Annotated in this window: 16 protein-coding genes, 1 tRNA gene and 1 pseudogene; 10 read left to right on the top strand and 8 right to left on the bottom strand. The window is 38.5% G+C overall.

Annotated features, from left to right (window positions below):
- The first annotated feature begins 42 nt into the window (after positions 1 to 42).
- Positions 43 to 918, top strand: a complete 876-nt coding sequence (gene tsf, locus LZZ98_RS11230; RefSeq protein WP_237787922.1) for a translation elongation factor Ts — start codon at positions 43 to 45, stop codon at positions 916 to 918.
- A 274-nt stretch (positions 919 to 1,192) separates the two neighbouring features.
- A pseudogene (locus tag LZZ98_RS15620) lies at positions 1,193 to 1,528 on the top strand (DUF3465 domain-containing protein); the annotation flags it as partial.
- Positions 1,529 to 1,561: 33 nt separating this feature from the next.
- Here LZZ98_RS15620 and LZZ98_RS11220 read toward each other — a convergent pair.
- The 7 genes from LZZ98_RS11220 to LZZ98_RS11190 form a co-directional block, all read right to left on the bottom strand.
- Positions 1,562 to 2,017 (bottom strand): Mpo1 family 2-hydroxy fatty acid dioxygenase, encoded by a 456-nt coding sequence (locus tag LZZ98_RS11220; RefSeq protein WP_237787921.1) that lies wholly within the window; start codon positions 2,015 to 2,017, stop codon positions 1,562 to 1,564.
- 249 nt (positions 2,018 to 2,266) lie between these two features.
- The gene (locus LZZ98_RS11215) at positions 2,267 to 2,875 is read right to left on the bottom strand and encodes a septal ring lytic transglycosylase RlpA family protein (RefSeq protein WP_086175305.1); all 609 of its coding nucleotides are present in this window, start codon (positions 2,873 to 2,875) and stop codon (positions 2,267 to 2,269) included.
- A 286-nt stretch (positions 2,876 to 3,161) separates the two neighbouring features.
- Positions 3,162 to 4,163: a lytic murein transglycosylase B gene (gene mltB, locus LZZ98_RS11210; RefSeq protein WP_237787920.1), complete on the bottom strand. Its 1,002-nt coding sequence runs from the start codon at positions 4,161 to 4,163 to the stop codon at positions 3,162 to 3,164.
- Between the two features lie 778 nt (positions 4,164 to 4,941).
- The gene (locus LZZ98_RS11205) at positions 4,942 to 5,592 is read right to left on the bottom strand and encodes a hypothetical protein (RefSeq protein WP_237787919.1); all 651 of its coding nucleotides are present in this window, start codon (positions 5,590 to 5,592) and stop codon (positions 4,942 to 4,944) included.
- 26 nt (positions 5,593 to 5,618) lie between these two features.
- The gene (gene queF / locus LZZ98_RS11200) at positions 5,619 to 6,434 is read right to left on the bottom strand and encodes an NADPH-dependent 7-cyano-7-deazaguanine reductase QueF (RefSeq protein ID WP_237787918.1); all 816 of its coding nucleotides are present in this window, start codon (positions 6,432 to 6,434) and stop codon (positions 5,619 to 5,621) included.
- Positions 6,434 to 7,207, bottom strand: coding sequence for an ABC transporter permease (locus LZZ98_RS11195; RefSeq protein WP_237787917.1), 774 nt, complete (start codon positions 7,205 to 7,207; stop codon positions 6,434 to 6,436). The genes queF and LZZ98_RS11195 overlap by 1 nt, the downstream gene beginning before the upstream one ends.
- A complete protein-coding gene (locus LZZ98_RS11190; RefSeq protein WP_237787916.1) occupies positions 7,204 to 8,139 on the bottom strand; it encodes an ABC transporter ATP-binding protein in 936 nt (311 codons plus the stop codon). The genes LZZ98_RS11195 and LZZ98_RS11190 overlap by 4 nt, the downstream gene beginning before the upstream one ends.
- A gap of 178 nt (positions 8,140 to 8,317) precedes the next feature.
- Between LZZ98_RS11190 and LZZ98_RS11185 the strand changes: the two genes are divergently transcribed.
- The 3 genes from LZZ98_RS11185 to LZZ98_RS11175 all read left to right on the top strand — a co-directional run bounded on the left by LZZ98_RS11185 (position 8,318) and on the right by LZZ98_RS11175 (position 11,172).
- Positions 8,318 to 8,393, top strand: a tRNA-Arg gene (locus tag LZZ98_RS11185).
- 163 nt (positions 8,394 to 8,556) lie between these two features.
- Positions 8,557 to 9,789 (top strand): tyrosine-type recombinase/integrase, encoded by a 1,233-nt coding sequence (locus LZZ98_RS11180; RefSeq protein WP_237787953.1) that lies wholly within the window; start codon positions 8,557 to 8,559, stop codon positions 9,787 to 9,789.
- Positions 9,790 to 10,023: 234 nt separating this feature from the next.
- Positions 10,024 to 11,172 (top strand): tyrosine-type recombinase/integrase, encoded by a 1,149-nt coding sequence (locus LZZ98_RS11175; RefSeq protein ID WP_237787915.1) that lies wholly within the window; start codon positions 10,024 to 10,026, stop codon positions 11,170 to 11,172.
- A gap of 192 nt (positions 11,173 to 11,364) precedes the next feature.
- Here LZZ98_RS11175 and LZZ98_RS11170 read toward each other — a convergent pair whose 3' ends face one another.
- Positions 11,365 to 12,276 carry a hypothetical protein gene (locus LZZ98_RS11170; RefSeq protein WP_237787914.1) on the bottom strand — a complete coding sequence of 304 codons (912 nt, stop codon included), beginning with the start codon at positions 12,274 to 12,276 and terminating at the stop codon, positions 11,365 to 11,367.
- A 178-nt stretch (positions 12,277 to 12,454) separates the two neighbouring features.
- On the opposite strand from LZZ98_RS11170, the gene LZZ98_RS11165 reads away from it, so the two are divergent.
- The 5 genes from LZZ98_RS11165 to LZZ98_RS11145 all read left to right on the top strand — a co-directional run bounded on the left by LZZ98_RS11165 (position 12,455) and on the right by LZZ98_RS11145 (position 18,173).
- Entirely contained in the window at positions 12,455 to 14,236 is a 1,782-nt protein-coding gene (locus LZZ98_RS11165; RefSeq protein ID WP_237787913.1) for a hypothetical protein, read from the top strand.
- 477 nt (positions 14,237 to 14,713) lie between these two features.
- On the top strand, positions 14,714 to 15,691 hold the full coding sequence (locus tag LZZ98_RS11160; protein WP_237787912.1) for an inovirus-type Gp2 protein: 978 nt from the start codon (positions 14,714 to 14,716) through the stop codon (positions 15,689 to 15,691).
- Between the two features lie 82 nt (positions 15,692 to 15,773).
- Positions 15,774 to 16,736, top strand: coding sequence for a hypothetical protein (locus LZZ98_RS11155; RefSeq protein ID WP_237787911.1), 963 nt, complete (start codon positions 15,774 to 15,776; stop codon positions 16,734 to 16,736).
- 589 nt (positions 16,737 to 17,325) lie between these two features.
- The gene (locus LZZ98_RS11150) at positions 17,326 to 17,586 is read left to right on the top strand and encodes a hypothetical protein (protein ID WP_237787910.1); all 261 of its coding nucleotides are present in this window, start codon (positions 17,326 to 17,328) and stop codon (positions 17,584 to 17,586) included.
- A gap of 17 nt (positions 17,587 to 17,603) precedes the next feature.
- A complete protein-coding gene (locus LZZ98_RS11145) occupies positions 17,604 to 18,173 on the top strand; it encodes a hypothetical protein (RefSeq protein ID WP_237787909.1) in 570 nt (189 codons plus the stop codon).
- Positions 18,174 to 18,182: the final 9 nt, after the last annotated feature.

The raw sequence follows: 18,182 nt of genomic DNA, 5'->3' as shown, positions 1-18,182 counted from the left end.
TTGTTGAACAGATTCATTTTCTACCGTATTTAGGAGAATAACATGACTGCAGTTACTGCGAGCATGGTAAAAGAATTGCGTGACCGTACTGGCCTAGCAATGATGGAATGTAAAAAAGCATTAACAGAAGCGGACGGTGATATCGAATTAGCGATTGATAACCTTCGTAAATCTGGTCAAGCAAAAGCAGCTAAAAAAGCTGGTAACATTGCTGCTGACGGTGCAATCACTATCGTTCAAGAAGGCAACAAAGCGATTCTTGTAGAAGTAAACTGCCAAACTGACTTCGTTGCTAAAGACGAAAACTTTTCTGGTTTCTCTGCTAAAGTTGCTGCTGCTGCTCTTGCTGCAAATGAAACTGACGCTGCTAAAATTGCTGAATTGAAACTTGAAGATGGTTCTACTGTTGAAGAAGCGCGTATTGCTCTTGTTCAAAAAATCGGTGAAAACATCCAAGTACGTCGTGCGAAAATTGTTGAAGGTGAAAACCTTGCAGTTTACAAACACGGTTTAAAAATCGGTGTTGTTGTATCTTACAACGGTGATGCTGCGACTGGTAAAGGTATTGCAATGCACGTTGCTGCGTTCAACCCGGTTGCTGTAAATGCTGAAGGCGTATCTGCTGATCTTATCGCTAAAGAAAAAGAAATTGCTGAAGCGAAAGCATTAGAATCTGGTAAACCAGCTAACATCGTTGAAAAAATGGTGACTGGTTCAGTTGAAAAATACTTGAATGAAGTTGTTCTTGAGCGTCAAATGTACGTAATCGACAACGACAAGAAAGTTGCTGATGTTCTTAAATCAACTGCTACTACAGTTGTTGAATTCGTTCGCTTCGAAGTAGGTGAAGGTATTGAGAAAAAAGCTGAACTTTCTTTCGCTGAAGAAGTTGCTGCTGCTCAAGCTGCTGCAAAATAATCTCTGATTATTTGCAAAAAAAGCCCTCTAACGAGGGCTTTTTTTATGAATAGTTTAAAATTTTGAGGGAAGAATAAAGATGGCGAATAAAGCCCAGATGGGAATCGGTGTGGTGATTATTGTTTTAATTGCTGCCTATTTTGGAGTGGATTTACAAGAATAATTTTCTTTCACTCCACCTTTTTAAGACTTAAAACCACAAAACCAAATTCAGGTAGAGGAAGAATGTCCTCAAGCTCACGAGGATTTTAAATCTAAAAATTTACCGTTTGGCAATGATAATGCAAAAATTCAGCAGGCATTTCGAGCACAAACAAGCAATATTCAGGTACAGGCTACCGGACGAGCCAAAGCGGTTTTAGCGGATGATAATAACCGCTCACGCCATCAAAAATTTATTCTGCAATTGCAGAAGGGCTTAACCGTTTTGGTGGCTCATAATATTGATTTAAGTTCCCGTATTGATGGTTTGCAAAAGGGAGATGCAGTCGAGTTCTATGGGGAATATGAATACTCTGAAAAAGGTGGAGTAATTCACTGGACTCATCATGATCCACAACAAAGACATGTGGATGGTTGGTTGAAATATAAAGGAAGAACCTATCAATAAAGGTTCTTCAGAAGGCTAAAACGATAATAGGTCTTAAATTGCGCTGATTTGCGATTTTTGACGTGTTTTATATTTTGGTAGTAGTTTGCTTAGATAGGTATTCATGCACCATGCAGGGTCAATGAGGAGGAATTGGAGGTCTTTGAAGAATGAAGGTTTTTTCCCTTCGACTTTGTGTCCATAAAATTGCCCAATCCAGGCTAAAACGAAAAGTGCAATATAAAATCCTGTTCCTACAGGCAAAATAAAAATAAGCCATACCATGACTGCAATAAGAGTAGCCATTGCGACAGCAAGGACTAAGTCTAGGCGTACATAAAAGAGCAAAGTTAAAATCAAAAGTAGGGCTGTCAATAACGCGCTGAAATGAGCCAAAATGCCAATAATGGAAAACAGGATGGTGGGCACGCAAACCCAGTGAATGGCTTTGTTGGTTTTGTTCTGATGGCTCTCACTATATTCATCTAACCATTCTGTCATTGTTTTCATTTTTCACTCCAGTTTTTTATTGATGAGCATCCATCAATCTAAACCTTTTTTATTGAGATAAAATATAAACGAGAAAACAGTGCCGTTCAAAATTCAGCACCAGCAATTCATCACTCATATGATGCACGGTGGAGTGATGCTGCATCACAAAGTGAGGGAGAAGGCGGAGGGATTGCACTTTTGGCCAGGCATTAAAAAAGCCACAAGAAGTGGCTTTTAAGTCAAATGTATCAGGAGTCTGGCAAGTTCTTATGAATTTGGACCATCTACACGTTCGATATTCACTTTTGCAGTACCTGCATTGGTAATACCTAACTGTTTTGCAGCGCCATAAGACAAGTCTAGAACACGGTTACCATGGAATGGGCCACGATCGTTTACTTTTACGACTACGCTCTTACCATTGTTTTTATTGGTTACGCGAATATAACAGTTCAATGGCAAGCTACGGTGAGCTGCAGTCAAACCATTCATATCGTATGTTTCACCACTTGCAGTTTTACGGCCGTGGAATTGACGACCATACCAAGAAGCGGCACCAGTCTGGCTAAATTTACGTACTGTGTTAGATGCGACAGTATTTAGCTTTTCAATCACTGAAGGCTCATCGTTAGGGATTTCAATTTTCGAAGCAATGGTTTGACGACGAATTTTATCACCAGAACGCTCAGTGATTGAGAGGCTGTTTAAGTTTGAAAAGTGCGAGTTAAACGTTTGAGCATCTTTATTTAATACACGCGTGGCTAAACGTGAGTTGTCATGATCCGTATTGAATGATGACTGTACCAGTTCTGCTTGAGACTGACTCAGGGCAAAAGTGGCCGATAAGGCTAAAATATATTTTATTGAAGACTGCATTATTAAACTCCTAAAGACCGTTGCTTTTATTTCAATTAAGCGATTGAAAGTTAAGCTATCAAGTCTGTTAATTCTCTTTTGCAACTACATTCGACGAGATGGATAATATTCATGCCAAGCTAAAGCTGTCTACTCTTTAATTAAAATAATTACAAAAACCACAGAAATACATCGTTTTTTGATCAAAATATGATCAATATTGTAACATTGTATGTAAAAGGTCTAATTTGTGAGCTAATTTATAAAAAAAATTATTGACTTTATTACTTTTTGGTAAAAACCAGCCTTAACGGCTGGCGATTTCAGTGCCTAATTGCCATACCGCTGTGGCATACATTCGACTCTTGTTATACGTCGTAATCACCTGAAAATTTGGATAAGTAATATAGTAAATAGGGCCATAACTATCTTGAAGTTGAATAATATTTACCATATCCAGGTCATCAATTTTTACAATCGGATTGGTTGGAGTAATGCCTTGATTTTTTAAGGCACCATAGGGAGTAGGTTGTTCCAAATCTTTGGCAATAATAGAAGTAGGATTATTGCCACTATAGCGGCCAGCAAAGCCGATCGGTTGGTTACGTTGCCATCCATGTTGGGCTAAATAGTTGGCAATAGAGCCAATGGCATCCACGGCAGAATTTCTTAGGTCGATATGTCCATTTGCATCATAGTCCACCCCCAATTTTGTAATGTTACTCGGCATAAATTGCGGATAGCCAATAGCACCGGCATAGGATCCTACCACCGAGCTGGCAGGTACCCCATCTTTATAGGTCCATGCAATCAATGCCGCGAGTTCATCCTGAAAATATTGCGCACGACGTTCATAGCCAAAACCTAGGGTCGCCAGGACATCACGGGTGATGAAATTGCCTTTATTGGCCCCAAAACCGGTTTCTACCCCTAAAATGCCTAAAATGACCGATTGTGGTACACCAAACTGCTGTTCGGCACGGTTTAAGGTATCGGCATACTGAGTTTTAAAGTGCACCCCACGCTGAATGGTGCTTTCGGCCATAAAATTGGTTTTATATTCGTACCAGGGCTTACTTTCCCCAGGGCGATTCATAATATTGATGATATTAGGCAGGTTTTTTGACCCATTCATGGCCCAGTCGACTTGTTCTGCACTTAAGCCATAGGTCTGCATGGTTTTTTGCTTAAAGCTGTTATAAGCAGGATCGTTGTAAAAATCATTGGCCTGGCAGAAACTGGTGATGGAAAGTGCACCGAGAAGTAAAGGAAGACGTTTCATTTTGTTATAAAAGTTGATACTTAACATATTACTCAAAGTTCCAAAAACATAATCAGTGTGTGTAAATCGACATCACGATGCTAAAAGACAGCATTACAAATATAATTGCCGAAAATCCATCTCATGAAAGATAACGGAATTTTTCTAAGGGGCTAAGATAGCATTGACCAAGGCTATATCAACAAGTATGCATACAAAAAAAGACAAACATGGAGAGACTGCGCGTAAATCCACCTCTCAGGCGGATACTCTAAGCCGGGCTTTATTATCCTGATCAGAACAATAAAAAAATTGAGCAATTTTCATCAATCTGACCTAATCTTTACATGACTTATCATAATACGAGCTATCTCGGTTTCGAGTAAGGAATTTAGTCACGATTGGACATTTTCAAATGGTGTTTGGTTGAAAAACCGTCAGTCTTTATCACTATTTAAAAAGTTAGAAATAGCACACTTACGTATCAATAATAGCTAAGGATGTGGAAGTTTAATCTTGCTCTTTATTCACCTTGCTATAGAAGTTGGAATAGGTAAAATTTAGGAATAAGTCATACTCTAAGAGAAAACAAAATCGGGCAGAATTCAACTTTCATCATCACTTTATATAGCAATAATCTGGATATAAAAATAAAAGGAAAAAAGTAATGCAGAAGATGTTTCTGAAATCAATACAGTAAAAATCGTAAAGTAGGAATTGAGTCAAGTTAAAGGCTCATAAAATGATGAATTCTTTATCATTTGAGCATGAAATTGGACAATAAAAAACCTAGCCATGGCTAGGTTTTCGATGGTTTTATAAATGCTTAAGCATGGAATAAAGTATCGTGATATTCAGCAAGTGCCTTCAACTCATCTTTATTCAGATTTGGAATGATTTTATCCACTGCAATATGCACGGCTTTAATCACTGCAGCAGAACCAAGATCTGCCGCTTTGCGTTTAATCATGCCTAAATCAAGGGTCTTGTTAAAGTCGCTCATAAAATGACGTACAGTCGCTTCAGCAAATTGCTTATACGATTCCGTGAGCGCTGCCTTATTGACGTCATTCCCGGCTTTGATTTCCGCATAACTATGCTTAAGATTAGTCACCAGGCTTGCATCTAATGACTCACCTACGCGGAAGTTGCCTTCAGCATCTTTAAACAAGCTTTTTTCAGAAAACTCAATCGATTGCTTGACCACATCATTTGAAGATTTACTCATTAACTGTTTCAATAAAACAGCAACGGTTGATTTGATATAACCCGCAAGTTTTTCAGCTGTATCACGTTTATCACTGGCTGGAAAACGACGCACAAGCTCAGTCAAAATAGCATCAATGATTTCTTCATTAATCAGCAATGCTGTTTTGTCGCGTAAAGGGTAAAGCGGTTCGCTGGAATTTCTCTTTTCCTGAGCTGTTTGAATACTGGTTAATAATTCTGCAGTCGGAATAAAACCAAAAAATGGCATGTTAAAAAACCTCAATATTCTTCATTTTATTGTCGCGCCAAACGAATGGGGCGAGGCATCCATGTCGCATCCGATACACGGCAAGGGTTGATGTCTAATCCGCCACGACGTGTATAAGTTGCATATACCATCAGTTTATCTGGAGCAAGGTTTTGCCAGATGTCGGCAAACATCTGTTCCACACATTGTTCATGGAATCCATTATGCTGACGGTAAGAAATAATATAAGCTAAAATACTGCGATAACAAGGTTTTTTACCCTGATATCGAATAAAAACTGTGCCCCAATCGGGCTGGCCAGTGACTGGGCAGTTACTGCGTAATAAATGCGAATATAGTTGAACTTCAACTTGTTCACTATTTTCTGAATCTAACTTTAATAAAGTCGAGTCTGGATGATTCTCTAAGCGTTCAGGGCTTAAATCATCAATACAGATCCCTTCCGGTTGGGCAATGGTTAACTCATCGGCCTGAAATAAAGTCAGCGTGATCGGTGCACCTGCTGCCGCAGATAAATCTTTTTCAACTGTTGCAATAAAAGCGTCTTTTGAATCAAATTGGGTGAAGTTCATACTATTAAAGTAGAGCTTTAATGATTTTGATTCGATCAGGTTGGGAGAAGATGCTGGCAAAGTGATACGACCAATCGCAACTTGAGGAATGCCGGCCGCATTGAGCCAGGAAATTTCAAAAACATGCCACCAGTCTTTGCCGTGTTGAATGCCTTCAACATGGGCATATTTTTCACGCGCTTGTGCACGTGCAATGGGAAACAGAATATCGGGCTGATATTCTGTTGGATAATTGGTGTCTTTACCTAATAGAGAATGTTCTACACTCATTATTCACGCATTCCTGAACCACGAGAAAGTAAATAGTAAGCTATACCGTAAAGCACAACACAGCATAGGGTAATAACAGTCAATGAAATGGAAACATTGACATCACTATGACCCAGAATGCCGAAACGGAAGGCATTGACCATATATACGATCGGGTTAATTAAAGAGAGATTTTGCCAAAAAGGACTTAAAGCACTAATGGCATAGAATACACCACCTAAATAGGTGAGGGGAGTCAGCACAAAAGTGGGAATAATTGAAATATCATCAAATGATTTTGCATAAACTGCATTAATAAAACCACCCAATGAAAATAAGAAGGAGGTAATAAGTACTGTATATATAGTTACGAACCAGTTGGTAATATATAAGTCGGTAAAGAACATGCTCATGGCAGTCACAATAATGCCGACCAGGGCGCCGCGACAGACCCCACCGATCACATAACCCCAAAGAATCATATGCAGGGGCACAGGACTCATAATCAGTTCTTCAATGCTTCTTTGAAATTTTGCACTAAAAAAACTGGAAGAGACATTGGCATAACTGTTGGTAATCACCGCCATCATAATCAGGCCAGGGACAATAAACTGCATGTAGCTAAAGCCACCCATTGTGCCAATCCGTGAACCCACCAGATTACCAAAGATCACAAAGTACAAACTCATGGTAATGGCAGGCGGCAATAGGGTTTGTGGCCAGATACGCATAAAGCGGCGTATTTCTTTATGCACAAGGGTATAGAGCGCAACGCTGAGTTGATTAAAGTTCATTGCGCAGCTCCATCAAGATTTTTTTCGACCATTTTCACGAACAGTTCTTCCAGGCGGTTCGACTTGTTACGCATACTGCGGACTTGAATGCCTTGCGCTTCCAGAAGTTGAAACAGTTCGTTCAAGGTATGAGCTTTGTCCATAGTCACTGCTAAGGTGACAGGATCAATTAAATTAAAACGAACGCCGATAATTTCCAGATGCAGCGGTTGAATCGGTTCAACCAAGTCGAAAATAAAGGATTCTTCACTGAGCTGATTGAGGAAAGATTTCATGCTGGTATCTTCCTTAATTACGCCGCGGTCGATAATGGCAATTCGACGACACAACATTTCAGCTTCTTCTAGATAATGCGTGGTCAGAATAATAGAGGTGCCTTTTTCATTCATTTCTGTGAGGAAATCCCACATGGAACGACGTAATTCAATATCGACCCCTGCAGTCGGCTCATCTAAAATAAGAAGTTTAGGCTGGTGCATCATGGCACGGGCAATCATTAAACGACGTTTCATCCCACCAGAAAGCATACGCCCCTGTATACTGCGTTTTTCCCATAAACCTAATTTTTCCAGATATTCTTCAGCACGGCTTTCTGCGGTTTTTTTAGGGATACCGTAATAGCCGGCTTGGGTGACTAAAATATCAAAGGTTTTTTCAAACTGGCCAAAGTTAAATTCTTGCGGCACCACACCTAAGCATTGTTTTGCTGCTGAAGGATGGGTATCCAGATTGTGGCCAAAAATTTCCACTGTACCGGAGGTTTTTTTTGTCAGTGAGCTGATAATGCTGATGGTGGTTGATTTTCCTGCACCATTAGGACCAAGAAGGGCATAGAACTCACCATCGGGTACCGTTAAATTAATACCTTTGAGTGCCTGAAAACCGTTGCGATAGGTTTTGGATACGTCCTTCAAAGTCAATGCATCAGTCATGAAATTCTCACCTGGTGAATAGTACGAGTATTGTGAGTGATCTGGCTGAATAAACCAAGTAAATAAGCAGGAATTGTGTGTTGCAATTCTGGAACATTGATCAAAGTGTAAGCACAAAAAATGATGAGTTCTATATAGTTGCTTTACCTTGCTGATTTTTTTGTTATGATGTGCACGCGCGCTCATAGCTCAACTGGATAGAGTACAGGTCTCCGAAGCCTGTGGCGTGGGTTCGAGTCCCGCTGAGCGCACCAATTTCCCGTTTTACCCCATCCAAAGAAATACGAAAAACATTAAAAATAAACAACTTACGTATTTCTTTTGTCCGATATTGTCCAAGCGTGTTTTAGGTTATTTAAGTTTTTTACGGTAATTTTTGCGGTAATTTCAAAATTATTGCAGAGGCTTACCGCAAAAATGCCAAAAGTAATTGTAAATCTGACAGATACACAGATTCGTTCAGCTATAAATTCACATAAAAAATTATCAACCAAGGTTCAAATTAAACTTGCCGATGGTAAAGGACTATTTTTTATCATTGATAAAAATGGCTATTTGTATTGGAGATGGGACTATGTTCGCCCAATCACTAAAAAACGCAATAGTATTTCTTTCGGGACATATCCAGAGGTATCGTTATTAAATGCACGAGCAAAAAGAACAGAGTATCGTGAATTACTCACTCAAAATATAGATCCAGCAGTTCTGAAGAAAAATGACGAAGAAGCTAAATTAGGTAAAAATACTTTTGCTTTAATCGCGGATGAATATAGAAAGACAGAGGAGTTAGAGCCTAGCACTCAGCGAAGAAATCAATTTGTTTGGGGGAAGTTGTATGCTGCAATTGGGGATTATCCAATAGACAGTATTACAACATCTCAAATTTTAGAAGTTTGTCGTATTTACGAAAGGCAGGGTAAGACAGATTCAGCAAAGCGCATGAGAAGCAAAGCTGCCCAAGTCTTTCGTTATGCGATTGCTTTATGCTTGTGTCAATTTAATGTGGCAGACCAAATTAGTGGGATCTTAAAAGTCGGTAGAACCAAGCATAGATCTGCGATCACAGATGAGCAGAAGCTAGGACAGTTATTGAGGAATATTAATAATAGTGTTGGCCGTGGTGATATAACAATAGACTATGCCGTGAGAATATTACCTCATGTTTTTGTACGTCCAGGAGAATTAAGAGGAGCGAAGTGGGCAGACATCGATTTTGAAAATCGAGTTTGGAAATACACTCCTTCAAAGACGAAGAATCAGACAGCATTACAGCATATTGTTCCTATGTCAGATCAAGTCCTGAAGCTATTCAAAGAATTGCACCAGATAACGGGTTATACGGAGTATTGTTTTGTATCGATGCGGGATCAGTCCAAAACGATTAGCGAGTCGACGATTAACAAACGCTTGAAACAATATGGTTTTGAAAATGGTGAAACGACAGGTCATGGCTTTAGGGCGACTGCCAGAACCTTATTAGATGAAGTTTTAAAATTTCCTATTGAGCGTATAGAACAACAGCTTGCTCATCAGGTTCGCGATATGCATGGACGAGCGTATAATCGTACAAAATACTTAGAAGAGCGTACAGTGATGATGCAAGCATGGTCTAATTATTTAGATCAATTGGTGTGTAAATCTAAAGACTGATCAGTGAGTTTAGGTGTACAAGCGAATTCAGTTTCCGCCATCTCCACCAAAATTCAATTCAGAGATGTTCGACTGAATGTAAAAAAGCCCTTAAATTCAATGTTTATGGGCTTTTTTATTGGCTGTATTGTCCGATCCTATCCTAAGCTGTGTGACCCAATTTTTGCCTTCTGCGGGTAATTATTGGGAAAATTTACCCAATTATTTTTTAGTCTATATAAAGGGTAAATACAGATGAAACTCACAGATACAGAATGCAGAAAAGCGCAACCACAAGATAAGCGTTACCGTCTTTCAGATGAGAATGGGCTATCGCTTCTGGTGATGCCAGCAGGGCAAAAATATTGGAATGTACGCTATACCGTTCATGGTGAGCGTAAGTCTGAGTCACTTGGCCCATATCCAGACATGAGTTTAAAGAAAGCAAGAGAGCTTGCCCTTGAGCTGAAATACAAGCATTCCAAATCAGTCTTATACGAAGACATCAAGCCATTTTTTAAAGAGGTAGCAGGAGATTGGTTTGATAACCAAAGAGAGACTTGGTCATCTAAACATATTAGTAATGTACGAGCATCTTTGGATGAGCTTTACATTGCTCTCGCAAATAAACGAATCAATCAGATTCAAGCACCTGAGATCTTGCAGGTTATTAAAAAAATTGAAGCCAGAGGTTCTACTGAAGTAGCTAAACGTACGCTATCTCGATGCGGTATGGTGATGAAATATGCTATAGCCCACGGTTATCGATATGACAATCCAGCCAGTGATTTGGTGTATGCACTTAAGAATAAAAAAGTAAAAAATTTAGCATCATTACCTGAAAGTGAAATGCCCGAATTTCTTAGGCGGATTAGAGCCTATCCAGCAGATGCTCAGACTCACCATGCAATAATTCTGATTATGCTAACTGGTGTCCGAGTAAGTGAGTTATTGCAAGCATGTTGGGATGAATTTGATCTAGAAGGTCGGAAGTGGGATATCCCTGCAGAGCGTATGAAGAACGGTTTGCCCCATCGTGTACCCTTAACAGATATGATGATTGATGAGCTTCAGGCATTACGTTTGACACATAACCAAGATTTGTTGTTTCCACATCGTTTGAACAATAAAGAACCCATGCGTAGCGAATCAATTTTGGCTGTGATCAAGCGGTCTGGCTATGCTGGTAGAATGACAACTCATGGTTTTAGATCACTGTTCAGTACTGTACTGAATGAGTCAAACTTGTTTAATTCTGATGCCATTGAACGTCAGCTTGCTCATGTACCACAGAACCGTATTCGTGCTGCTTATAACCGAGCACAATACTGGGATGAGCGTGTAAAGATAATGGAATGGTATAGTGAAGTAGTAAATAAATGGACTGCGGGGGCTGCCTTATAATTAAACGTAATTAGTGTAATTCTATAAGTGCATGATTTTATAGTGCTAGCTCAAACCTAATCTACAATTTTCTGATTTCATTTTGATTTATGATGATTTTGGGGTATTAATAATTCTAGTTGATATTTATTCTACTAAATCTATTAATACCATTATTATTATAATAAAAAATTAGAATAATAATTTTTATTGTTATTCTTCTTTGTGAAAATTGGCATGCTGATCAAAGCCTAAATCTTCATTTAAGTTTGACTGATTTTTCATTATTAAAAATTGCTTTTGCTCTGTGCAGTTTTTTCGAAATTGATCTTTTATTTCGTTAATTGCTTCAGGTGCAAGAGCTCCATTTATGCTTTGTCGGTCTATTGCCGATATATCACCTATATACGCTTTAATATTTTCTAACTCAATGATTTTACTTACAGCTATTTGAACTAAGTATTCCTCATATTCTTTTGCAGATCGGCTCATATTTTCTTGGATGGTATTTTTTTGCTGCTCAAGCTTGGTTTTAATTTGAGCAATTTCTTCATCCTTTAATTCTAGCTCTTTCCTTAAAATAGAATCATTATTTTTGCTTTTATCCTTTTTAAGAGTTGATATTATTTTATTTTTTTCTGTTAATTTTGAGTTTTGCCTATCAATTAAAAACTCTAAACAGTTTTTAAGGCTTTTAAATTTATATTTTTCTTTAATTTTATCAAGTTCTTTTAATGTCGTTTGATCAAGTGTGATTTGTTTAATGACATAATTATTTTCTTTGTTTTTGTGGTTGTATTTAAATAAAAGGAACTTCTTTTTTAAAATTTGAAAATGCGCATCATTCATCTCAATGATAAATTCATCGTTTTCAAATTTTGGAAGGTAAGGGAATATTTTATTTATAGGATCTGACTGGGATTGACTGTTTCGAGAAGTAAAGTCTTGAACATCACTTGACCTAGTCGACAAGTCCTTTTTAGATAAATAGTGATCCTTTTTTCCGGACGCCACAATCTTTCTTATCAGGCCAGATTTCTCGCTGGATTCTAAATCTAAGAATTCTTTTTTTAAATCTGTGTGAGCAGATAACCATTTCTCTAAAGTTAAATGTGGTCGCGCCATTGTTAATTTACATTAATATTTACTTAATATTAATGTATAGCAGAAATAAAAATTAAGTAAATATTAATTAAATGATAATTATAAAAACACCAATTATTAATTATCATTTTGTGCCTATCATAGTTGGTGTATGATACTTATGCCTGAGATATAGGTTAATGAAGTAGAGATTTTAATTATGGACTGTAAGGTTTCTGAGCAGCATTTCTTAACCTTATTTATGGCTTTCTATCAGAGGGTAGAAGGGCAACTTTCAGCCTACGCCGTTTGGACGCTAATAACTTTTATAAGAAATTTTGGAGCTGAGAGTACATCATTGCCGCTTGCCCAATTGACGAAAGCCACTGGCATACAGACTAAAAAATTACGGGTTGTATTGCATGAATTGGAGCAGCATGGAATATTAAAGATAGATTTCCCTGAGACGGGAAAACGTGCCAGAGTCCGTCACTTACAGCTTAATCTTACTTATATTAGCGATGATTTAATAATGTCTGTTGATAGCCTGGATAATATTATTAAAAGAATGTCTAGAAAATTTCCTTTATTGAAATTTATTGCACTTCTATTTATAAAAAGTGCTGAGATGAAAATCAGCAATTTACCTAAAAAAACAGAGACTGATTGCAATCTTGATTATCGAAGTTATCTTGTTTTATTGCGGTTAATTTATGGTGCAGATTCGTTTGGGATTGTTGTGGGGTGTGGAATATCTGAAATCGAGCGGGCAACGGGTTTAAACAAACAATCTATTTATCGGGCTATACAGCAGCTGAAACAATTCGGATTTATTCGATGTCAGGCAAATGGAGCAATTCGAAATAGTTTTATTCAGATAGAGTCTCCAATTTACGCTTTAAACCTTTCACATAAATTTTGGGGCGATGTTGCAATTTACGGTAAATTTTATATTTTAAAATACCCGCAGCCACATGTTTTTGAAGTTCAAAAGGTAGCCTCTATTTTTACTTTACTTGATCAAAAGGGTGGCTTATTTTTAAACAATGAAAGCGAACATTCAGATGCTGGTTTGAATATTCTAAAACATAAAAATAACTATTTGCTGTGTGATCCTTTGTGTTGGATGAAGCCTGTTCTATACGAAAAGAATAATAATTTTAATGTAATGCAAAATTGGGAAGTAATGAAATTCTTTGATCATTATTTAGAGTTAAAGCAATTGCATCCTGAGAATTCATTATCTACTGCCTTTAATTTAAAGCCTCATGAAAATATTCTGGATGATGAGGTGGCTTTAGACAGTTTAGAATCTACTAAGGCTATAAAACTCAGTGGAATGCATAACCGCTTAGGTCTTTTTCAAAGTTTACTTGAGCAGTGGTGCTGTCAGATCTATAGCCAGAATAAATCCTTTTTTAAAATGTTAAGAGATGCTAATCCAGTAGTAATTGATGATGAAAGTTTTGAACGTTTAGAGTGCATTGACTCCCTCTATCCGTATTCATTGCATGATAACCAAATCAAAATAATCAAAAAAGAAATGGAGTTAAAGAATGAATCGGACAAAACTCCATCGAGGATCGCAACCAAATTAAAAGCAGAACAGTTCAGGGTTCATCAGTTTTTAATGGCTCTTATGGATCTCATTGCATATAACCAAATTTACTTTTTTCAGCAATGTATGACTAAATATTCCGATATTGATAATACGACTAAGAGGGGGTTGGACCGAGTATTTGCTGAGGTAAGAGAAATAGTAAAGCCTTTTAGAATTCTACCTCGGTCGTTTATTCAGAACACGTACAGCTGTTGCTTTGTTCCTGATCAAGATGCAAAAGCTGACAAGTATTTCTTATGCGAATTGGGATTTCAAAAAGCATTGCAAGATGCGACTCCATTTGACTTTCCGGTACAGCAAATGACAGAAATATCGCCAACACTTGATGAACTTAAAAATTATGGATTACTGCATCATCGCTGTTTATCATTATTTGAGTAGTATGCATGCTTGATTTAGGTTTATAACTAAAATATTCAAAAAACATTTTTCTGACTTAACTATCGTAACGATGAAATATCTAAAAAACCTAGCTTAGCCGATGGTTTGAAAATCGGACTGCTCGGCTGGGCTATATTTTTTGTATCTGCAACAAGACGGTTTTTTATATTATTAATATATAGAGATTAATACTAATAATAGACTTGTTACTATAGATCATAGAACTATAAGTATTAGATATATCAATACAATCACTATTACTCATACAGATAACAAGAACGGTTAGATATGTCATACAGATCTGAATAGATACCCCAAGATAGAGGACGCTATTGATCAATAGCCCATGTGGGATGAGATCACTATTCGATACGTGTGCATATCGGATGATTTGTCCTTACTCTAGATCAGGACAGCATTTAAAAAAATAAGTCGATTGCTTAACTATGACGTAAATCATAGTTAAGGAAGTTTAACGTGTTCCCATTCAATTTAGACCATCAGGCAGGGGCGATGTATGCCATTCATACCTTTGTCGATGTATGCCTTAATTTCGACTTGTCTGATGAAGATTTCATTTTTGATCTAGAACGCTTGTACTACGCATTTGAAGAGTTTAAACGAGAAGGGGTTGAGTACGCAGCATCGATTAGGGCGTTCATTGCAGTCACTGAATACGTCAATAGCCAGCGTGGCATGCTTAGCTTTGGTGAATATCTATCACGGTTGTCTATGGGCGAATTTAAAGCTCTAAGACAGATCTTGCATGCACATCGAGGGTTTGTTCTTGAAGAAATTGAAAAGTATAGAAATCAGGAAGAAGATAACCAAAAGAGCTTTCTTGCAGAAATCAATAACGTCATTGTTGATCGGAGCTCTGTATTGATTGTGCGTGTGGATTTGTCCTATGCAGTTGAGTCATTAAGTGCTGTGACGATTGATGCGTTTGATTTACACATCCAAAGCTTACGTAGGGCACTGAAAGATAAAAATGGCTGTTTTAAGCATTTACTGACTTTTGGACTGGCTTTAGAGCATGGCGCCACAAAAGGCTTTCATGCGCATTTGATGCTAGTTTATAACAGTTCAAAAATCCAAAAAGATGTCTACTATGGATTTGAGGTTATTAATAAATGGAGTGAGATTGCGATGACCAATGGCGGATGTACTGGCATTGGGTTTAATGTGAATTGGGACAAAAAGAAATATCAGGAAAAAGGTACTTTGGGCGTTGGTGAAATTTCAAGAGATTCTACAGTACAGCAAGCGAATGCATTGCGTGTTGCTGAATATTTGGTACGGCCTGAAAAATATAGCCAAATGATGCTCATCAAGCTGGGAGTCAAGAACACGTTTACTAAGGGTAAATATAAGCCTCATGGGAGGACATATCAAACTCATTATAAGCAAAAACAGTTGGGCTGCAGTGCCATAAATCTTGCAGATGAAGACTAAAAAATATCGGTCGATGTTGATGTGGCATAAAAAAATATGACGATGCCTGTTCTATGAAGTTAATTTATTCATAGGACAAAACATGAGCTATACAGAATTTGAGTTTGTGACAGCTCCGCGCTTGGAACAGGATGTTATCGAGTTTTATCAAACGATTCGATTTGCTCCCATTCCAGAAGGTATTGAATACGATGCTCATCACAAGAATATCGATGATGAGTTTAAGCTGAAACTGTCTGGTTATTTTTCAGCATGGCGCAGGATGATGGCTGTTGGCATTCAAGAGCATTTATCTTTTTCCTTTTGGGCAGATAAGTTCTTTCAGGCTTACTGCAGCGTGCTGACAGAAGAGAAGCTTCGTTTCTTTGAGGTCACGGCACAAAGAAACGCTGGTTTATATATCAATAAGATCGTAAAGCGGCTGAGAGTGCTGTTTGAAAGCACCGGCTTGACTGAAGAAATGCATAAGCTGAATGAGCGATACGGTAAGCGGATTGAAAAACTGAGAGAGTCTTATTGTAATACAAGCCAGATGTATCCCGATGCTGCGGATTTAAAGCTGGAACTCAGTCTAAATGAGGTGGGAAATGAAATTATCGATTTGCGACAGTTAGAGCGATTTTTCTCAAATTTCCAAAAATGTCTAGCGGCTGAGTATTGGTATCGAACACAAGCCGTTTACCGCTTTTATCAGATCGTGCGGGATGATGTTCAGCAGCGGTATGTGATCCACTTTTATCTGAGCTTTAATCGATCACTCTATTCTGATCCATTATTTTATTGCAGTGTCATAGAGCGTTGTTGGGCTCAGGTCACGAATTATATGGGTACCTGCAGTTGCCTGAGTCTGACAGATCAAAATAGTGTAGTTGATGCTGAACAGATGTTTCGGATTGATCGAATTATTCAAGAAGACGCCCAATGTCCGCTGAGCGCATTAAATAGTATGCCGGAAAATCAAACAGGAAGGAGTGGGCTTGCGAATAGAATCTGCATCTCCCCCAAAGGGTTTAAATGGTTTGATGGAGCAACCATACGGTGTTAAAAAATTATATTGCATTCCTGCACTTGCTTGACGCTCTACATTGTGCAGATTATCCTTAGCCTGCTGACCTACATCGTCAGCGGGTTTTAGCAGACCCATTAACAAAGACAATATGTGAAATCTCATTTTGCATGTTGTGGACCCGTTCGTCCCCCTTTCTTTGCGGTAGGGCGGAGGGGGGACGCGCTTGCGCGTGCTGGTTTCTTTGTTACCAGTCTGCTAACCCTCCTTCGTTCTGCCACCATCATATTAGCAGTGATTTGGCAGGATTCTTTTAAAACAAAGGAGTACGCCATGCGCTTACATCAATACCATCCCTTATTTTTCTCTTTTTTAATATTTGTGCCAATTGGTTATTAGACCGCGTGCTGTGCATAGCTGTGTCTATCGCTTTTTAAGAATAAAACTTTTTCAAATACATATTACCGATATGAAGATGAATCTCTAATGCTGTTTTGAGCTAAGTAGATCTGTACGCTTTATCGTCTATAAAAAATTCAAAAACTTAGATATTCATTCCAACAAATATTACATGGGGGACACTGGATCTGCCGAAGACCAGTGATGCCTGTAAAAAGAGAAAATGACTATGTTTAAAACTTTCCTAAAAACTACCCTGATTTCATCACTGCTTGCAGGCGCGTCATGGGCGCAGGCAGGCTGGTTTGCACAAGCCAGTGAGGCCTATTTTGTTCAGGCCCGCAATTTGGGTGGCGGGGTGTATCAGTGCATGTATAAAACCAATCCGGGCAATCGCGGCTGGCGTAATTTTACGGTGAACTTTCAAGGCGGATGCCCGCGCTTCGTTCACTTTAATGCTCAGAATGGTCAAGTCTCTGTACCGAACTAAAAGGCGGGAGATTTGAGATGAACCAAAAAACCATATTGGCCTTAGCCACTATTGTCGCTTTGACTATTGTGATTGTGTCCGGATTCTATTTTTTCAGTACTAAGCCGAACGTTCAGAAGCCTTTGCAAACAGCTGCAGCCGCCGCGAGTGATATGTCAGTTTCAGAAGCAGCTGCTTCAGAAGGCATTCCTGCTGCGGAAGTTGATGGCACTGATGTAGAGGAATTGACTGCTGGAATCAAGCAACCAAGCTCTACTCAGCATGAACCTAAGTTGCTTAACTTTGAGCTGGATCAAAGCCTAAAAGCGGCAGATACCTTGCTGTACATGCTTGCTTATGCAGACCTACCTGAATTTGAACAGAAAAATGTAGATAAGTACCAGCAGCTAGTCTTTACAAAAGTTGCGAAAGATACGGGTAAACCCGTGAGCGGTTTTAGCTTGCAGGAACACGGCGCATTAGAGTCGGAACAGGCGGGCAACCGTTACTACGTCTATAAATTTGATAATGGGGAAGACTGTGAAATCCATCTGGTCAGTATTGATTTAGAGACAGGTGATTACGGCGTGAGCTACAACTACTGCTGAGGATAAATT

It is taken from the genome of Acinetobacter sp. SM34 (assembly GCF_022012365.1).
GTDB lineage: Bacteria > Pseudomonadota > Gammaproteobacteria > Pseudomonadales > Moraxellaceae > Acinetobacter.
The sequence above is the reverse complement of the archived record's forward strand: the minus strand, read 5'-3'. Positions and strand labels throughout refer to the sequence as shown.

Coding starts and splice junctions, on each gene's coding strand:
- tsf (WP_237787922.1), top strand. CDS start 43: ATGACTGCAGTTACTGCGAGCATGGTAAAAGAATTGCGTGACCGTACT.
- LZZ98_RS11220 (WP_237787921.1), bottom strand. CDS start 2,017: ATGAAAACAATGACAGAATGGTTAGATGAATATAGTGAGAGCCATCAG.
- LZZ98_RS11215 (WP_086175305.1), bottom strand. CDS start 2,875: ATGCAGTCTTCAATAAAATATATTTTAGCCTTATCGGCCACTTTTGCC.
- mltB (WP_237787920.1), bottom strand. CDS start 4,163: ATGTTAAGTATCAACTTTTATAACAAAATGAAACGTCTTCCTTTACTT.
- LZZ98_RS11205 (WP_237787919.1), bottom strand. CDS start 5,592: ATGCCATTTTTTGGTTTTATTCCGACTGCAGAATTATTAACCAGTATT.
- queF (WP_237787918.1), bottom strand. CDS start 6,434: ATGAGTGTAGAACATTCTCTATTAGGTAAAGACACCAATTATCCAACA.
- LZZ98_RS11195 (WP_237787917.1), bottom strand. CDS start 7,207: ATGAACTTTAATCAACTCAGCGTTGCGCTCTATACCCTTGTGCATAAA.
- LZZ98_RS11190 (WP_237787916.1), bottom strand. CDS start 8,139: ATGACTGATGCATTGACTTTGAAGGACGTATCCAAAACCTATCGCAAC.
- LZZ98_RS11180 (WP_237787953.1), top strand. CDS start 8,557: ATGCCAAAAGTAATTGTAAATCTGACAGATACACAGATTCGTTCAGCT.
- LZZ98_RS11175 (WP_237787915.1), top strand. CDS start 10,024: ATGAAACTCACAGATACAGAATGCAGAAAAGCGCAACCACAAGATAAG.
- LZZ98_RS11170 (WP_237787914.1), bottom strand. CDS start 12,276: ATGGCGCGACCACATTTAACTTTAGAGAAATGGTTATCTGCTCACACA.
- LZZ98_RS11165 (WP_237787913.1), top strand. CDS start 12,455: ATGGACTGTAAGGTTTCTGAGCAGCATTTCTTAACCTTATTTATGGCT.
- LZZ98_RS11155 (WP_237787911.1), top strand. CDS start 15,774: ATGAGCTATACAGAATTTGAGTTTGTGACAGCTCCGCGCTTGGAACAG.
- LZZ98_RS11150 (WP_237787910.1), top strand. CDS start 17,326: ATGTTTAAAACTTTCCTAAAAACTACCCTGATTTCATCACTGCTTGCA.
- LZZ98_RS11145 (WP_237787909.1), top strand. CDS start 17,604: ATGAACCAAAAAACCATATTGGCCTTAGCCACTATTGTCGCTTTGACT.